The sequence below is a fragment of the Microbacterium sp. A8/3-1 genome (genome assembly GCF_040267695.1).
Classification (GTDB): Bacteria; Actinomycetota; Actinomycetes; order Actinomycetales; family Microbacteriaceae; genus Microbacterium; species Microbacterium luteolum.
In genome coordinates this window covers 1,064,773-1,080,162 of the sequence record NZ_CP158357.1, presented here as the reverse complement: position 1 = coordinate 1,080,162, position 15,390 = coordinate 1,064,773, and the positions used below count along the sequence as shown (strand labels likewise).

The window sequence follows — 15,390 nt, the reverse complement described above, 5'->3', positions numbered from 1 at the left end:
GATCACGGACGTGAACGAACCAGAAGAGGATGCCGCGGCCGAGACGGCGACCGCCGAGACGGCTGCGGCATCCCCTCCGTCGGGTCTGAGCAGGCGCGGCCTGCTGGGCCTCGCCATCGGAGGCGGCGTCGCAGGACTGGCGGTGGGTGGCGGTGCCGGCATCGCGGGCGGTGTGGCGATCGGGCGCGCGCGAGCGCACGCCGACGCGCAGCCCGTGCACGAGTTCTTCGGCGAGCATCAGGCCGGGATCACGACTTCCGTGCAGGACCACCTGCATTTCGCGAGCTTCGACATGATGCCGCGCACCGACCGCGACGACCTGATCTCCCTGCTGCAGGACTGGTCGTACGCGGCGGCCCGCATGACGCAGGGGCTCGAGGTGAGCGCCAGCGGCGCAGTCGGCGGTCCGGCGGAGGCGCCTCCCGACGACACCGGCGAGGCGCTGGGGCTTCCGGCCGCAGGCCTCACGATCACCTTCGGCTTCGGACCCGGGCTGTTCGAGAACGAGGACGGCGATCGCTATGGGATCGCCGCGCTCCGCCCGGCCGGCCTGGAGCGCCTGCCGGCCTTCCTCGGAGACGACCTGAACCCGCAGGCGTCGCACGGCGATCTCTGCGTCCAGGCGTGCGCCGACGACCCGCAGGTGGCGGTGCACGCGATCCGCAACCTCAGCCGGATCGCGTTCGGCCGTGCGCGGCTGCGCTGGTCGCAGCTGGGGTTCGGAAAGACGTCGCGCACCACCGCCGCGCAGGCGACACCGCGGAACCTCTTCGGGTTCAAGGACGGCACGGCGAACATCCTGGCCGACGACGCGGCCGCGCTCGAGGATCACGTGTGGGTCGCATCCGACGACGAGCCGGCCTGGCTCGCTGGCGGTTCCTACCTGGTGGCACGCAAGATCGCCATGCTCATCGAGACCTGGGATCGCGTGCGTCTCGCCGAGCAGGACACGATCATCGGCCGGGACAAGGGGGAGGGCGCGCCGCTCTCCGGAGGCGACGAGTTCACGGCACCCGACTTCGGCGGCGCGTCGATCGACGCGAACAGCCATGTGCGCCTCGCCCACCCCGAGCAGAACGAGGGCATCCGCATCCTCCGCCGCGGCTACAACTACGTCGACGGGAACAACGAGCTGGGCAGGCTCGACGCCGGGCTCTTCTTCCTGTCCTACCAGCGCGACCCCGAGCAGTTCATCACCCTGCAGCGACGCCTCTCGACCGATCTCCTCAACGAGTACATCCGTCATGTCGGCTCCGGCATCTGGGCGGTCCCCGCGGGAGTGAAGCCCGGCTCCTACGTGGGCGCCGAGCTCTTCGCCTAGGCGGTCGTCAGCTCGCGAGCATCTGTACGACGGCGGCCGCCATGGCGTCGGCGCCCAGGTGATCGTTCGCGGTGATGGTGACCACGGCGTCGTCCACGAAGATGATCAGCTGGCCGTGCGCGCCGTGCAGCCGCCACGCACCACCCGGTCCACCCCAGCCCGCGAGCGCGTAGCGGTCGTAGCCGGGAGTCGATCCCGCCACCACCCAGTCGGAGTGCATCGCGGCGATCCACTCCGCCGACACCAGCCTGGACCCCTCCCGCATCCCGCGGTCGCGGATCAGAGCCCCGATGCGCGCGAGCTCCTCGGTGCGCAGCGCGAGCCCTCCGCCGGCGATGATCCGGCCGTTCGGGCAGCGCTCCCAGGCGACGTCGCGGATGCCGAGCGGACGGAAGAGGCGCGGATCGAGATACTCGGCGATGTCGCCGACGCGGCGGGCGAGCACCGTCATCGCCGTATAGGTGCTGGCGTTGGAGTACTGGAAGACGGACCCTCGCGACGGCCGGCCGAGGAACTCGATCGCGAGATCGGGCCAATCGGTCATCATGGTCTCCGACCAGGGCAGATCGATGCCGCTCGACATGCTCAGGAGACGGCGGAGCGTCACGCGATCGACGCCGGGTCCGAGATCGATGTCGTCGACGTACGTGCCGACCGGGGCGTCGAGATCGATGAGCCCCTCATCCGAGGCGATGCCGGCGGCGAGGACGCAGACGGCCTTCGCGACGGAATGGCTGTCCTCGCGGACGTCGGGGGTCCAGCGGTGCTCCGCGGTATCCGTGCCGATGAGGACGTGCAGTCCGTGCGCGTCGAAGCCGGATTCCTCCGCCTGCTGGACGATCTGATCGCGGATGGTCGAGGCGCGGAGCATCCGTTCAGGCTATCGCGGCCGCCGCGATCCGGTCGGGTCGTTCCTCCGCCCCTCGCGGGAGGCGAGAGCGGGGTCGGCGAAAAGCCATTTCGGGCGCGGTTCGACGAGCGGACGGAAGAGCCAGCGGACGGGTTTCGTCGCCAGGGCCAGTGCGACGACGACGGACAGGATCGTGACGAGAGGCAGCCAGATCCACGTCGGTTCGAGGTCGCGCAGGGCGCCCGATTCGCGGAAGGGGTACAGCACGAACGAATGCAGGAGGAACACGTACATCGTGTACTGGCCGAAGTGCGTCCACCAGTAGGTCCCGCGGGGGATGAGCGCGAAGAACGCCGCGCAGAGCACGACGGCGAGGAGCATCAGCGCGAACCGGAGACCGCCGGCCCACCACTGCTCACCGCCGAGGTCGGCGTAGGAGTCCTCGTAGAAGAGCCAGTGACGCAGGTCGATCGCCTGCCACACGGGGAGCCAGTTCCAGGCCGCCCAGCCCGTGGCCGCGAGAACGGCGACGGCGACGACGCGCACCCACCAGGGGCGGAAGTCGAGGAGGCGGAATCGGGCGACGATGTCGCGCTCCCGGAGCCACCACCCGAACGCGAAGAACGGGAGGAGGCCCAGCGTGCGCGAGAGCGAGAAGGTGCTGTCGACGTTCGGCAGGTACCCGACGCCGATCGAGATCACGATCGTCCAGGCCAGCGGCCAGCGGAGCAGAGCGAGGTAGGGGAGGACCAGCCGGAAGATCCCCAGCGCCAGCAGGAACCACAGCGTCCAGGACGGCTTGGTGATGTTCGGGTTCGCCTGGCCCTCCACGAGCCACTTGGTGAGCGTCCACAGCACCTCGAAGATGAGGTACGGCACCAGGATGTCGGTGATGACTCTGGCCATCTGCGTCCTGGTCGGCGACCCGGACTTCGAGAAGTATCCCGAGATGATCGCGAACGCCGGCATGTGGAAGGCGTAGAGGGCCAGGTAGAACGCGAAGGCGATGTCGGAGTCGTAGATGAGCCGCTGGATCGCGTGGCCCAGCACCACCAGCACGATGCACGCGTAGCGGGCGTTGTCCCAGAACGGGACGCGGCGCCGAGGGCGTGCCGTCGACCCGGTCGGGGGACCGGAAGGGGCCGCGGCTGCGTTGCTCATCCTTCGAGGCTACCGTCGGGAATAAAGTTGGCCGCATCGCGTTGACTCATATACATTCAAATGAATAGAAACGGATGCACCGTCATCCGCTTCGAGGAAAATGGAGCAATCATGAGCGAGCAGTCAGGCGCGCAGGCGATGCAGTTCGGCATCATGTCGGTCAGCGACATCACCCGCGATCCCACCACGGGCATCACCCCCAGCGAGCAGGAGCGGATCAAGGCGACGCTGACGATCGCCACGCACGCCGAAGAGGTCGGACTCGACGTCTTCGCGATCGGCGAGCACCACAACCCGCCGTTCTGGTCCTCGAGCCCCACGACCTTCCTCGCCGCCCTCGCCGCGCAGACCGAGCGTCTGATCGTCTCGACCTCGACCACGCTCATCACGACGAACGACCCGGTGCGCATCGCCGAGGAGTACGCGATGCTGCAGCACGTGTCCGACGGCCGCATGGACCTCATGCTCGGTCGCGGGAACACCGGACCGGTGTACCCGTGGTTCGGCCAGGACATCCGTCAGGGACTCCCTCTCGCGATCGAGAACTACGCCCTGCTGCACAAGCTGTGGCGTGAGGACGTCGTCGACTGGGAGGGCAAGTTCCGCACCCCGCTGCAGGGCTTCACGTCCACGCCGCGGCCCCTCGACGGCATCGCGCCCTTCGTCTGGCACGGATCCATCCGCACCCCGGAGATCGCCGAGCAGGCGGCCTACTACGGCGACGGCTTCTTCGCGAACAACATCTTCTGGCCGAAGGAGCACTACCAGCGCCTCATCGAGCTGTACCGTCAGCGCTACGCGCACTACGGGCACGGCACCCCGGAGCAGGCCATCGTCGGTCTCGGCGGTCAGGTGTTCATGGCCGCGAACTCGCAGGACGCGGCGAACCAGTTCCGTCCGTACTTCGACAACGCGCCCGTCTACGGCCACGGTCCGAGCATGGAGGACTTCACCGAGATGACGCCTCTCACCGTGGGGTCGCCGCAGCAGATCATCGATCGCTACGCCGCCATGCGCGAGCACTACGGCGACTACCAGCGTCAGCTCTTCCTGATCGACCACGCCGGGCTTCCGCTCAAGATCGTTCTCGAGCAGCTCGACATCCTCGGCTCCGAGGTCGTGCCCGTGCTGCGGAAGGAACTCGCGCAGGGTCGCCCGGAGACCGTGCCGGATGCTCCCACCCACGCCGCGCGCGTGAAGGCGGAGTTCGGCGACGGGCCCACCCGCCAGGCGCGCCCCGGTGCCAACCGCGGCGACAACCTGACCGGCGACTCGCCCTACCAGGACACCCCGGCTCCGGCCGGTGCCGCGTTCGGGCTCAGCCGGAAGGAGGCCTGAGATGACCGTGCGTCGCATCGCCGTCGTGTCGGCCGGTCTCTCGAATCCCTCGTCCACGCGGATGCTCGCCGATCGGCTGGCCGCCGAGACGGTGAAGGCGCTCCGCGAGCACGACATCGAGACGAGCGTCGACGTGATCGAGCTGCGCGACTACGCGCATGACATCACCAACAACCTGCTCACCGGATTCGCGCCGCCGGCGCTGGAGACGGCGATCAACACGGTGGTGTCGGCCGACGCGCTCATCGTGGTGACGCCCATCTTCTCGACCAGCTACTCGGGATTGTTCAAGTCGTTCATCGACGTGCTCGATCCCGACGCGCTCACCGGGAAGCCGGTCCTCATCGGCGCGAACGCCGGGACCGCCCGGCACTCGCTGGCGATCGACTACGCGATCCGTCCGCTGTTCGCCTACCTGCATGCCGACGCCGTCTCGACCGGCGTGTTCGCGGCCTCCAGCGACTGGGGAGGGTCCGGCGACGACGTCGCTCCGCTCGCGAAGCGCGTCGAGAAGGGCGCGCGGGAGCTCGCGGATGCGGTGGCCCGACGCGACGCCACCTCGGCCGCCGACCCGTTCGACCCGGCGACGTACCTCGGTGAGGGCCGGTCGTTCGGCCACCTGCTGGGCGGTCTCGCGGGGGAGTGAGGCGACTGTTCGCCTCCGCTGCCGATCAGGCGAGGGCGTCGAGTCCGGCGAGCGTCTTCACGACCGCGTCGGCGAGCTCGGCGCCCTTGACGGAGAAGTGACGGCGGAAGTACTCGCGGTGCTCGTCGTGCTCGTGGAAGTTGTGCGGCGTGAGGACCGCCGAGAACACGGGCACGTCCGTCTCCAGCTGCACGCGCATCAGCGCATCCACGACCGTGGAAGCCACGAAGTCATGGCGGTAGATGCCGCCGTCGACGACGAGCGCGCAGGTGGCGATGGCGTCGACTCGACCGCTGCGGGCGAGCCGCTGCGCGTGCAGCGGGATCTCGAAGGCCCCGGGTACCCGGAGGATGCTGACGTCGTCGAAGCCGAGTGACGCGAGCCTTCCCTCGAAGGATTCGACGGCCTGGTCGACGATCTCGGCGTGCCACTGCGCGGCGACGATGGCGATTCTGGGCATGATGACTGCTCCCTCTCGTCCTCTTCCATCCGGACTGTGACCGTCGGCCCCGGAATCGCACCGGGTCTGCAGACCCCACCGTGGGGTCCGCTCGCGGGCTCCACGGCCCTGCCGTGATACCGCCGGTGGGGAATCGCACCCCGCCCTGAGGACATTCGGCACGAGGCTATCACCGGGTATGGTCGAATGTCCGAGGGATGTCCTACCGTGGCGTCATGACCTCGATCTCCTCGTTCGATGCCCTTCGCGACCGACTGAGCGGCTCCCTTTTCCGTCCCGGTGATGCCGGGTTCGATGAGGCGCGGCAGCCATGGAACCTCGCGATCGATCAGCGACCCCTCGCTGTCGCCGCTCCGGCGGATGTCGCCGATCTGCACGCACTGCTCGGCGCCGCTCGCTCGTCGGGCTTCCGCCTCGCCGTCCAGCCGAGCGGGCACGGAGCGTCGAGTGATCTCGACGGTGCTGTCATCTTGCGGATGTCGGCATTCGATGAGCTCGATGTCGACGTGGATGCCGGGATCCTCCGAGTGGGCACAGGTGTCCGCTGGGGCGCGGTCGTCGACGCCCTCGAGGGCACCGGCTGGGCGGCTCCGGCCGGCACGAGTCCGGTCGTCAGCGTGGCCGGTTACACACTGGGTGGCGGGCACTCGTGGTTCAGCCGCACGGCGGGGCTCGGCTCCGACAACCTGCGCGCCGCCTGGGTGCTGCGCGCCGACGGCACCCACCAGCGCCTCGACGACGACAGCGATCCGGATCTCCTGTGGGCACTGCGCGGCGCGGGCGGCGTCGTCGGCATCGTCACGGCCCTCGAGATCGATCTCGTGCGCACGCCGGCACTGTGGGGTGCGAGCCTCACTTTCGACGTGGCGGATGCCGCCGCGGTGATCCGCGCCGTGCGCGACCTCGCGGCCGACGCACCGGCGTCGCTCAACGTGTTCATGAACTCGATGCGCATGCCCGACGCGCCACAGCTGCCGGAGGCGATCCGCGGGCGCAGCTTCCTCGAGGTACAGGCGTTGTCTGTCGACGGCTCAGCGGACGAGCTCATCGATCGGGTCCGCCGTGCCGGCGCGGTGCAGCACGAGACGACGGGAGCCACTTCGCCGGCGGCCCTCGTGGCGGCATCGAACGAACCGACAGAGCCGACCCCTGGCCGTGGCGCGTCCATGGCGCTCACGACGTTGGACGACGCCACGATCGATGCGCTCGTGGAGTTCCGCGAGCTGCCGGAGCAGGCTCCGATCATCGGGATCGACATCCGGATGCTGGGCGGCGCGCTCGACGCGCCACGGCGCAGCGGCTTCGCGAGCCTGGCTTCGGCGGGTTGGCTGCTGCACGCGCTCGCGCCGCTGTTCCCCGGCGCGCCCCGCGAACCGGGAGACGCGAGTCTCGCGGGGTTCGTCGATGTACTGGCGCACGCAGAGGCCTCGCGTACGGTGCCGACCTTCCTGGGGCCGGGACAGACGCTCGACCGCGGCGGTACCTCGGCCGACCTCGATCGGCTGCGCGCTGTCCGCGCCGCCGTCGACCCCGAAGGGGTACTGCACGCGGGACGCCTTCCGCGCTGAGTCGTCAGGCGTCGTCGCCGGTGCCCCGGTTCCAGTGGTACTCGGTCTCGGGGCGTCCGCGCGCGCCGTATCGCGCCGTCCGGAGGAGCACGCCCTCGGCGGCAAGATGCTCGAGGTAGCGCCGCACGGCGACGCGGGACATGCCCAGACGCTCGGCCGCCTCGCTCGCCGACAGCGGACCCATCGCGCGCAGCGCAGAGGTCACGCGATCCAAGGACGCTGCCGACAGGCCCTTGGGCAGCAGGATCGTGCCGGTCGCGCGGCCGAGCAGCGCATCGATCTCGGCCTGCGTCGCCTCGCCGTCGGTGGTGCGGGCCTGATCCCGGTACGAGCGGTACTGCTCCATCCGCTCCTTGAACACCGCGAACGGGAATGGCTTCACGAGGTACTGGAAGACGCCCAGAGCCGCCATCTGCCGCACGGTCTCCGCATCGCGCACCCCGGTGATCGCGATGACGTCGACCGAGGCCGCCCTGGCACGGAGAGCCCGCAGGACATCGATACCGGAGCCGTCCGGCATCGTGATGTCGAGCAGGACCAGGTCGAAGGCGTCCGCGCCCCGGCGATCCAGCACCGCGCTCACCGCGGCGCGTGCTCCGCTGCACTCTCCGGAGGCCTCGAACCCGTCGAGGCGTGCGAGGTAGTCGCGATGGAGTTCGAGGGTCAGAGCGTCGTCGTCGACGATGAGCGTCCGGATCATGAACGGCGCCTCCGCGCTCCCGCTGCGGGCAGGATGACGCGGAAGGTCGTGGGATCGCCCTCCAGCGTCACCGAGCCGCCGACACCCGTGACGACCGACCGCACGAGCGCCAGGCCGATGCCTCGGCCCTGCGCATCAGCGGGCTTCGTCGAGAAGCCCTGCTGGAAGATCTGCTCGCGGCGGTCGATCGGGACGCCAGGTCCGCTGTCCGAGACCTCGAGCACGATCCCGCCGTCCGCGCCGGGCGTGAGCGAGACGGCCACCCAGCGGTCGTCGGACTCCGCCGCGGCATCCATCGCGTTGTCGACGAGGTTGCCGAGCACCGACACGCTGTCGACCGTCGACAGCGGCGAGCGCGGGGTCTCCGGATCGATGCGCACACGCCAGTCGATGCCGCGCTCCTTCGCCTGAGACGCCTTCCCCAGCAGGAGGGCACCGACCGCGGGGTCGCCCTGGCGCCGTGCTGTGACCTGGTCGACGAGGGATTGGCTCTGCCGCGAGGTCTCGGTGAGGATCTCGATCGCCTCGTCGCTCCGCCCGAGCTCGAGCAGGGCGACGGCGGTGTGCATCCGGTTCCCGTGCTCGTGGGTCTGGGCGCGCAGTGCCTCGCCCAGGGTCCGGATGGATTCGTACGACGACACGGCATCACGCACCTGGCCGGGTGGAAGGTCGCCGGCGATGCGCCGGGTGACCCGGCGCGCGATCAGGGCTCCGCCTGCCCCGAGCGCGACGAGTCCCACGGTGATCCCGAGCGTGAGGGGGAGACGGCGGATCAGCGTGTCGGTGATCGACTCGGTCGTCACGCCCGCCGCCACCCAGCCGATCAGGGTGTCGTCGGCGTCCACGACCGGCACGATCGTGCGGACCGAGGGCCCGAGGGTGCCGGTGAACTCCTCGGTGAGCATCTGGGGGGTCGTGGGGATCGTGCCGAGATAGCGCCCGCCGATCTGCGCGACGTCGGGGTGGGTGACCCGTACGCCCTCCACGGTCATGACCGTGATGAAGTCGAGTCCGGCGTCCTCCACGACCGTCATCGCGTAGGGCTCGAGCAGACGTGTCGCTGCGCCCTCGTCTCCTTCGCTCAGCGAGGAGACGACATCCGGCGACGCGGCGAGCGAGATGGCGGCTGCCGCCGTGACCCTCTCGGCCTCGGCGCGGATGGCGCGCTGCGCCTCCACGACGAGGTAGACCGCGACGAGGGCGCCGATGACGACCGCGACCCCGAGGAGCACGACGAACACGCGCGACGCGGTGCTGCGGCCGTCAGAGGCGTGTGCCATCGCATCCTCCGGTCGTCGGCGCTCTCGGTAGTGACCAATACGACCACAAATCGCGTCGCGGTGTGAAGTCCGCGACGGTGAATCTCATCGGCGACGAGGATGCCGCCGCACACATGACACGAAGACGTTCATGATCAAGGAGGAAACATGGCCATCACAACGGGGTTCCGTCTGCCGGGGTTCAACTCGCGGCGTGGCAAGCAGTCCTGGGACCGGCACACCTGGCTGTACGTGTCGGTGATCATCGCGGTCGTGCTCGGCGCCCTCGTCGGACTCATCTGGCCCGAGGTCGGACAGGGGTTCGAGGCTCTCGGCAAGGGATTCGTGGCGCTGATCAAGATGATGATCGCGCCGATCATCTTCTGCACCATCGTCGTCGGAGTCGGATCCATCGCGAAGGCGGCGACGGTCGGGAAGATCGGCGGGCTCGCCCTGCTGTACTTCATGATCATGTCGACCTTCGCCCTCGCGATCGGCCTGGTCGTCGGCAACATCATCCACCCGGGATCCGGGCTCGACATGGCTGCCTCCACGTACGATCCCGAGGGTGCGACCGAGGCGAAGACCACCCAGGAGTTCATCCTCGGGATCATCCCCGCGACGTTCTTCGGCGCCTTCACCGGCGAGAGCGTGCTGCAGGTGCTGTTCATCGCCCTCCTCGTCGGTTTCGCCCTGCAGGGTCTCGGCGAGCGCGGTGCTCCGATCATGGAGGCGGTCAAGCAGCTGCAGAAGCTGGTGTTCCGCATCCTCGGCATGATCCTCTGGCTGGCGCCGATCGGTGCCTTCGGTGCGATCGCGGCCGTCGTGGGCAAGACCGGCATCTCGGCGATCTGGAGCCTCGGCATCCTGATGGGCGCGTTCTACGTCACCTGCATCCTGTTCATCGTCGTGGTGCTGGGCACGCTGCTCTGGACCGTCACGCGGGTCAACATCTTCTCGCTCATGAAGTACCTGGGGCGCGAGTACCTGCTGATCGTCGGCACCTCGTCCTCGGAGTCCGCGCTGCCGCGGCTGATCGCGAAGATGGAGCACGTCGGCGTCTCCAAGCCCGTGGTGGGCATCACGGTGCCGACCGGCTACTCGTTCAACCTCGACGGCACGGCGATCTACCTGACGATGGCCTCGCTGTTCATCGCGACGGGCATAGGCCAGCCGATGTCCATCGGCGAGCAGATCGGCCTGCTCGTCTTCATGATCATCGCGAGCAAGGGCGCCGCCGGCGTCACGGGTGCAGGGCTCGCCACGCTGGCGGGCGGACTGCAGGCGTACCGGCCGGACCTGGTCGACGGCGTCGGAGTCATCGTCGGCATCGACCGCTTCATGTCGGAGGGTCGCGCACTGACGAACTTCACGGGCAACGCTGTCGCGACGCTCCTCATCGGCACCTGGACCAAGCAGATCGACCGTGACCGCACGCGCCGCGTGCTCAACGGGGAGCTCCCGTTCGACGAGTCGATGATGGACGGCGTCGACGGGCACGGGATGTCGGACGCTCCGCACGCCGTCGGTGTGCAGGAGCTCAGCGAGTCGGCGGTATCGGAGATGGCGGCGAAGGAGCAGCGTGCCAGGGACCGCGCTGCGCAGCGCTGATCCGAGAGAGAAGCTGAGCGGAGAGAGAGGGATGCGGGGGCCGGATGATTCCGGCCCCCGCATCCATGTGGTCAACCGCTCTTGCGTCGGAACTCGCGCCGCGTCTGCGGGGCGGCCGCGCCGTGCACGGCGGAGTCGCCGTCGAGGTGCGACTCGCCCTGCCGGTGCTGCGCGTTCTTCTTCTCGAGCGCTTCCTTGAACTTGCGCTTCATCTCCTCGGAGGAGGTGGCGCCTTCTTCGGTGCTCATGCTCTGAGCCTAGAGCACGGTCGCCGTGAGGGGGAGGTCAGCGGCGGCTGCGGCGCAGCGCGAGGTCGATCAGGGCTCCGACGCCGATCGCGACGACGATAGACACCGGCACGGCGACGAGAGGTCCTCCGGGGACGATCGCGGCGACGGCGGCGCCCACCGCCGCCTGGTAGACCGCCCAGGCGGTCGCGGCTATCCCGACGAGCGCGAGATAGCGCGGGGGATGGATCCGCGATGCCCCGGCCACCAGGTTGATCGCGAGCCGGGCGAACGGCACGAAGCGCGCTGTGAAGAGCACTGTGGCCGTGCCGCTCTCGAGGCGTCGTCCGGCCCACTCGAGCGCCTGCCGCACGCGGGGCGCGCGCATCCAGCGCCAGCGTTCGATGCCGACCAGACGTCCGATCAGATAGCAGCACGCGTCTCCGAGCGCGGCGGCGACAGCGGCGCACACGATCACCGCCCAGAGGGCCGGCGCACCGTTCGTGACCGCGAGCGCCCCGAGCGCGGTCACCGCGACCTCGCCGGGGACGACCACGAAGAAGGCATCCCCGAGGACGAGGAGGCTCATCAGCACCAGGCTCCACGGTCCGGTGAGCGATTCGGTGAGCACGTCGGTCGGCACGGGCTCACTGTGCACGCAGAGGGTGAACGGGAACCAAAGACCGGATAGCCGGTGACCTGCGCTCCAGCATCCGGTGAACATCTGGTGGCGAAGGCCGATTCCGGAGATTCCCGCACGCGGTCGCCGTCATCCTGAGGGTGTGAGAGTAGCGATCGTCACGGAGTCCTTCCTTCCGCACATGAACGGCGTGACCGGATCGGTGCTGCAGATCCTGCGGCACCTCGAGAGCCGGGGGCACGATGCGCACGTGATCGCCCCCGCGGCCGTCGGCATCCCCGAGACCGTGGACGGTGCGCGCATCGAGGCGATCCCGAGCCTCGCGCTGCCGGGCTACCGGAACGTCCGGGTCGGCACCTCGACGGCCCACCGCGTCGCGGCCGCCCTGCGCCGCTTCCAGCCGGACGTCGTCCATCTCGCCTCGCCCTTCGCCCTCGGGTGGCGCGGCGTGCTCGCGGCGGAACGCCTCGACGTGGCATCCGTCGCGGCCTATCAGACCGACGTCGCGGCCTACACCGAGCGCTATGGCATCGCGGCGACCACGGGGATCGCTCAGACGCACATCGCCCGGCTCCACCGGCGGGCGACGCTGACGCTCGCGCCCTCGGCTGAGTCGGCGCAGCAGCTGGCCTCGCTCGGCATCGACCGTGTGCGCCGCTGGGGTCGCGGAGTGGATGCCGAGCGCTTCCAGCCCTCCCGCCGCGACGGTGCGCTGCGCGCTGCCTGGGGAGCCGACGTCGTGATCGGCTACGTGGGCAGGCTCGCACCGGAGAAACAGGTCGAGGACCTCGCCGCGCTGAACGGTGTGCCCGGCACGCGACTCGTGATCGTGGGCGACGGACCGAGCCGTGCGCGGCTGGAGAGCCTGCTGCCGGATGCCCTCTTCCTCGGACACCTCGGCGGAGAGGCGCTCGCCGCGGCGATGGCGTCGTTCGACCTGTTCGTGCACCCGGGGGAGAGCGAGACCTTCGGTCAGACCCTGCAGGAGGCCCACGCGAGCGGCGTCCCCGTCATCGCGACCGGCCGTGGAGGTCCGCTCGACCTCGTGCGGATGGGCATCGACGGCTGGCTGTACCGGCCGGGCGATCTCGACGACCTGCGGATGCGCGTCGCGGACCTCGCCGGAGATGCGCGCAAGAGGCGAGCCTTCGGCGAGGCAGGACGCGAAGCCGTGCAGGGCCGCAGCTGGTCGAGCGTGTGCGACCAGCTCCTCGGGCACTTCGAGGACGCGCGGATGCTGCATCGGGTGGATGCCGGCGCCCGCGCTCGCCGCGTGGTACGTCCGGAGGCCTCGGCACCCGTCTCGCCGCGGCGGTGGCACCGTTACGTCGCCCTCGGGGATTCGCTCACCGAGGGTCTCTGCGATCCTGCACCGGACGGCGCCCTGCGGGGATGGGCCGACCGCCTCGCGCTGCTGCTCGCCGCTCGCGGCGGCCTGCACTACGCGAACCTCGCGATCCGCTCCAAGCGCGTCGGCGACGTCTGCGGGACGCAGCTGGAGCGGGCGCTCGAACTGCGACCGGACCTGGTGTCGATCCTCGTCGGCGCGAACGACCTGGTGAAGCACCGCGTGAACGTCGCCGCGCTGGCTCTGCGCCTCGAGGACGCGGTGGTCCGGCTCCGCGGGATCGGGGCTGACGTGGTGCTGGTCACGCCGTTCCTGCCCGGTCGGCGGGCCGCCTCCATCTACACGCGGAGGTTCTCCGCGTTCGCGACCGCACTGGCGGGGATCGCCGCGCGCACCGGTGCGATCCTGATCGACACGGATCTGCATCCCTCGCTGCCGGATCGCCCGAACTGGGGCGAGGACCTCGTGCACCTGAGCAGTCGAGGACACCGCTTCCTCGCGTACCGCGCGGCCGAGGTCCTCGGCGTTCCGGACGCCGATGCCCTCGGTGTGCTCGATGCCGCCCTGCACGAGAACGAGACGATCGGCGCCGGCGTGTGGTGGCGGCGGCATGCCCTGCCGTGGGTGTGGCGCCGTCTGCACGGTCGAGCCGCGGGCGACGGCCGCTCGGCGAAGCACGACGACTACGTCTACCTCGGCCGGTCCTCCGCGGCCCGCGGGGTGTCGGTCAGCTGAAGGGACTGCCTCAGCGCCGCCCCATGCCGTGATACTGCCAGCCGGCAGCGCGCCATGCGGCGGCATCGAGGCAGTTGCGCCCGTCGATGATGATCCGTCCGCGCACGAGGCCGCCGGCGTGCGCGGGGGAGAGGTCGCGTCGGTACTCATCCCACTCGGTGACGATCACGACGGCGTCGGCCTCGCGCAGCGCGTCGTCGCGCTCCTGTGCATAGCCGAGCTGCGGATGCGCGGCCCGGGCGTTGTCGATCGCCGCAGGGTCGGTCACCACGACATCGGCGCCGAGTCCCCGCAGGCGGACGGCGACGTCGAGGGCCGGTGAGTCGCGGATGTCGTCGCTGAAGGGCTTGAAGGCGGCACCCAGCACCGCGATCCGGCGCCCGAAGACCAGGCCGCCCAGTGCATCGACGACGAGCTGCACCGCCCGGTCGCGTCGCCGCAGGTTGATGGCGTCGACCTCGCGGAGGAATCCCACGGCCTCACCGCGCCCGAGCTCCTCCGCCCTGGCGGCGAAGGCGCGGATGTCCTTGGGGAGGCAGCCGCCGCCGAAGCCGATTCCTGAGCCGAGGTAGCGCCGCCCGATGCGGCCGTCGTGTCCGAGCGCATCGGCGAGGAGCGTGACGTCGGCTCCGGCCGCCTCGGCGATCTCCGCCATCGCGTTGATGAACGAGATCTTGGTGGCGAGGAAGGCGTTGGCCGCTCCCTTGACGAGTTCGGCCGTGGCCAGATCCGTCACCAGGAACGGCGTGCCCGTCTCGATCGCGGCGGCGTAGGCCTCACGGAGCACGTCGACCGCCCGGTCGCCGTCCGCGTCCGGTGCGGCGCCGACCACGAGCCGGTCCGGCGTGAGCGTGTCGTGGACGGCCCATCCCTCGCGGAGGAACTCCGGATTCCAGACCAGTGCCGCTCCCGTGCCCATCAGGCGCTCGGCCAGTCGCGCGGCGGTGCCCACCGGGACGGTCGACTTGCCCGCCACGACGTCGCCGGGGCGGAGGTGGGGGAGGAGGTCCTCCACGGCGGCGTCGACGTACCGCAGATCCGCCGCATGTCCTCCGGCCGTCTGCGGCGTGCCGACCGCGAGGAAGTGCACGTCCGCACCCGCGGCATCCGCCATCCGGCTGCTGAACCGCAGCCGACCCGAAGCCAGGCCGTCCGTGAGCAGCTCGGTGAGTCGAGGCTCGAAGAACGGCGCGGTCCCCGCGGCCAATGCGGCGACCTTCCCCTCGTCCACGTCGATGCCGACGACGTCGTGTCCGATCGAGGCCATGGCGGCGGCATGCACGGCACCGAGGTAGCCGCAGCCGATCACTGACATGCGCATCGCCCCAGCACAGCGGATGCCGCTCACGTCACGGCATCCGGGCGGTGAACGCCTCATGGCCGGGACGTGACCGATCCGCTGAGCGGGTCGTGGCGCGGGATTCCGCGGGCCTCGCTGATAGGGTGGAGGAGGTCGACCTGTGTCGATCGCACAATTTCATATCGACTCATGGAGCGAGCGGCGGAGAAGCTGGTCCCCTGTGGTG

The 15,390-nt window shown here is 70.0% G+C and carries 14 protein-coding genes and 1 riboswitch; of the genes, 6 read left to right on the top strand and 8 right to left on the bottom strand.

All coding sequences use genetic code 11. The features are described 5' to 3' along the window. The first annotated feature begins 10 nt into the window (after positions 1–10). Positions 11–1,321, top strand: coding sequence for an iron uptake transporter deferrochelatase/peroxidase subunit (gene efeB, locus ABS642_RS05465; protein WP_350352534.1), 1,311 nt, complete (start codon positions 11–13; stop codon positions 1,319–1,321). 7 nt (positions 1,322–1,328) lie between these two features. Here the strand turns inward: efeB and ABS642_RS05460 are convergent, their stop codons facing one another. Both ABS642_RS05460 and ABS642_RS05455 read right to left on the bottom strand, forming a co-directional pair. Further along, entirely contained in the window at positions 1,329–2,192 is an 864-nt protein-coding gene (locus tag ABS642_RS05460) for a serine hydrolase (RefSeq protein ID WP_350352533.1), read from the bottom strand. A 9-nt stretch (positions 2,193–2,201) separates the two neighbouring features. Continuing rightward, positions 2,202–3,332, bottom strand: a complete 1,131-nt coding sequence (locus ABS642_RS05455) for an acyltransferase family protein (RefSeq protein WP_350352532.1) — start codon at positions 3,330–3,332, stop codon at positions 2,202–2,204. A gap of 111 nt (positions 3,333–3,443) precedes the next feature. Here ABS642_RS05455 and ABS642_RS05450 point away from each other — a divergent pair, with 111 nt between their 5' ends. Together ABS642_RS05450 and ABS642_RS05445 are read left to right on the top strand one after the other, a co-directional pair. After that, entirely contained in the window at positions 3,444–4,670 is a 1,227-nt protein-coding gene (locus tag ABS642_RS05450; protein WP_282217397.1) for an LLM class flavin-dependent oxidoreductase, read from the top strand. 1 nt (position 4,671) lies between these two features. Next, positions 4,672–5,316: an FMN reductase gene (locus ABS642_RS05445; protein WP_350352531.1), complete on the top strand. Its 645-nt coding sequence runs from the start codon at positions 4,672–4,674 to the stop codon at positions 5,314–5,316. Positions 5,317–5,341: 25 nt separating this feature from the next. On the opposite strand, the gene ABS642_RS05440 is transcribed toward ABS642_RS05445, so the two are convergent. Then, positions 5,342–5,776 carry a 6,7-dimethyl-8-ribityllumazine synthase gene (locus tag ABS642_RS05440; protein WP_282217395.1) on the bottom strand — a complete coding sequence of 145 codons (435 nt, stop codon included), beginning with the start codon at positions 5,774–5,776 and terminating at the stop codon, positions 5,342–5,344. 13 nt (positions 5,777–5,789) lie between these two features. After that, positions 5,790–5,933, bottom strand: a riboswitch (FMN riboswitch). A 58-nt stretch (positions 5,934–5,991) separates the two neighbouring features. Here ABS642_RS05440 and ABS642_RS05435 point away from each other — a divergent pair. After that, positions 5,992–7,344, top strand: coding sequence for an FAD-binding protein (locus tag ABS642_RS05435; protein ID WP_350352530.1), 1,353 nt, complete (start codon positions 5,992–5,994; stop codon positions 7,342–7,344). 4 nt (positions 7,345–7,348) lie between these two features. Here ABS642_RS05435 and ABS642_RS05430 read toward each other — a convergent pair whose 3' ends face one another. Together ABS642_RS05430 and ABS642_RS05425 are read right to left on the bottom strand one after the other, a co-directional pair. After that, complete coding sequence (locus ABS642_RS05430) at positions 7,349–8,044, bottom strand: response regulator (protein ID WP_350352529.1); 696 nt, start codon at positions 8,042–8,044, stop codon at positions 7,349–7,351. Further along, positions 8,041–9,324, bottom strand: coding sequence for an ATP-binding protein (locus ABS642_RS05425; protein WP_350352528.1), 1,284 nt, complete (start codon positions 9,322–9,324; stop codon positions 8,041–8,043). The genes ABS642_RS05430 and ABS642_RS05425 overlap by 4 nt, the downstream gene beginning before the upstream one ends. 147 nt (positions 9,325–9,471) lie before the next feature. Here ABS642_RS05425 and ABS642_RS05420 point away from each other — a divergent pair, with 147 nt between their 5' ends. After that, the gene (locus ABS642_RS05420) at positions 9,472–10,914 is read left to right on the top strand and encodes a cation:dicarboxylase symporter family transporter (RefSeq protein ID WP_350352527.1); all 1,443 of its coding nucleotides are present in this window, start codon (positions 9,472–9,474) and stop codon (positions 10,912–10,914) included. Positions 10,915–10,985: 71 nt separating this feature from the next. Here ABS642_RS05420 and ABS642_RS05415 read toward each other — a convergent pair whose 3' ends face one another. Together ABS642_RS05415 and ABS642_RS05410 are read right to left on the bottom strand one after the other, a co-directional pair. Next, a complete protein-coding gene (locus ABS642_RS05415; protein ID WP_165808049.1) occupies positions 10,986–11,162 on the bottom strand; it encodes a DUF5302 domain-containing protein in 177 nt (58 codons plus the stop codon). Between the two features lie 37 nt (positions 11,163–11,199). After that, positions 11,200–11,784, bottom strand: a complete 585-nt coding sequence (locus tag ABS642_RS05410) for a VTT domain-containing protein (RefSeq protein WP_350352526.1) — start codon at positions 11,782–11,784, stop codon at positions 11,200–11,202. 139 nt (positions 11,785–11,923) lie between these two features. Between ABS642_RS05410 and ABS642_RS05405 the strand changes: the two genes are divergently transcribed. Next, positions 11,924–13,864 (top strand): GDSL-type esterase/lipase family protein, encoded by a 1,941-nt coding sequence (locus ABS642_RS05405; RefSeq protein ID WP_350352525.1) that lies wholly within the window; start codon positions 11,924–11,926, stop codon positions 13,862–13,864. A gap of 10 nt (positions 13,865–13,874) precedes the next feature. Here the strand turns inward: ABS642_RS05405 and ABS642_RS05400 are convergent, their stop codons facing one another. After that, entirely contained in the window at positions 13,875–15,185 is a 1,311-nt protein-coding gene (locus tag ABS642_RS05400) for a UDP-glucose/GDP-mannose dehydrogenase family protein (RefSeq protein ID WP_350352524.1), read from the bottom strand. Between the last annotated feature and the right edge of the window lie 205 nt (positions 15,186–15,390).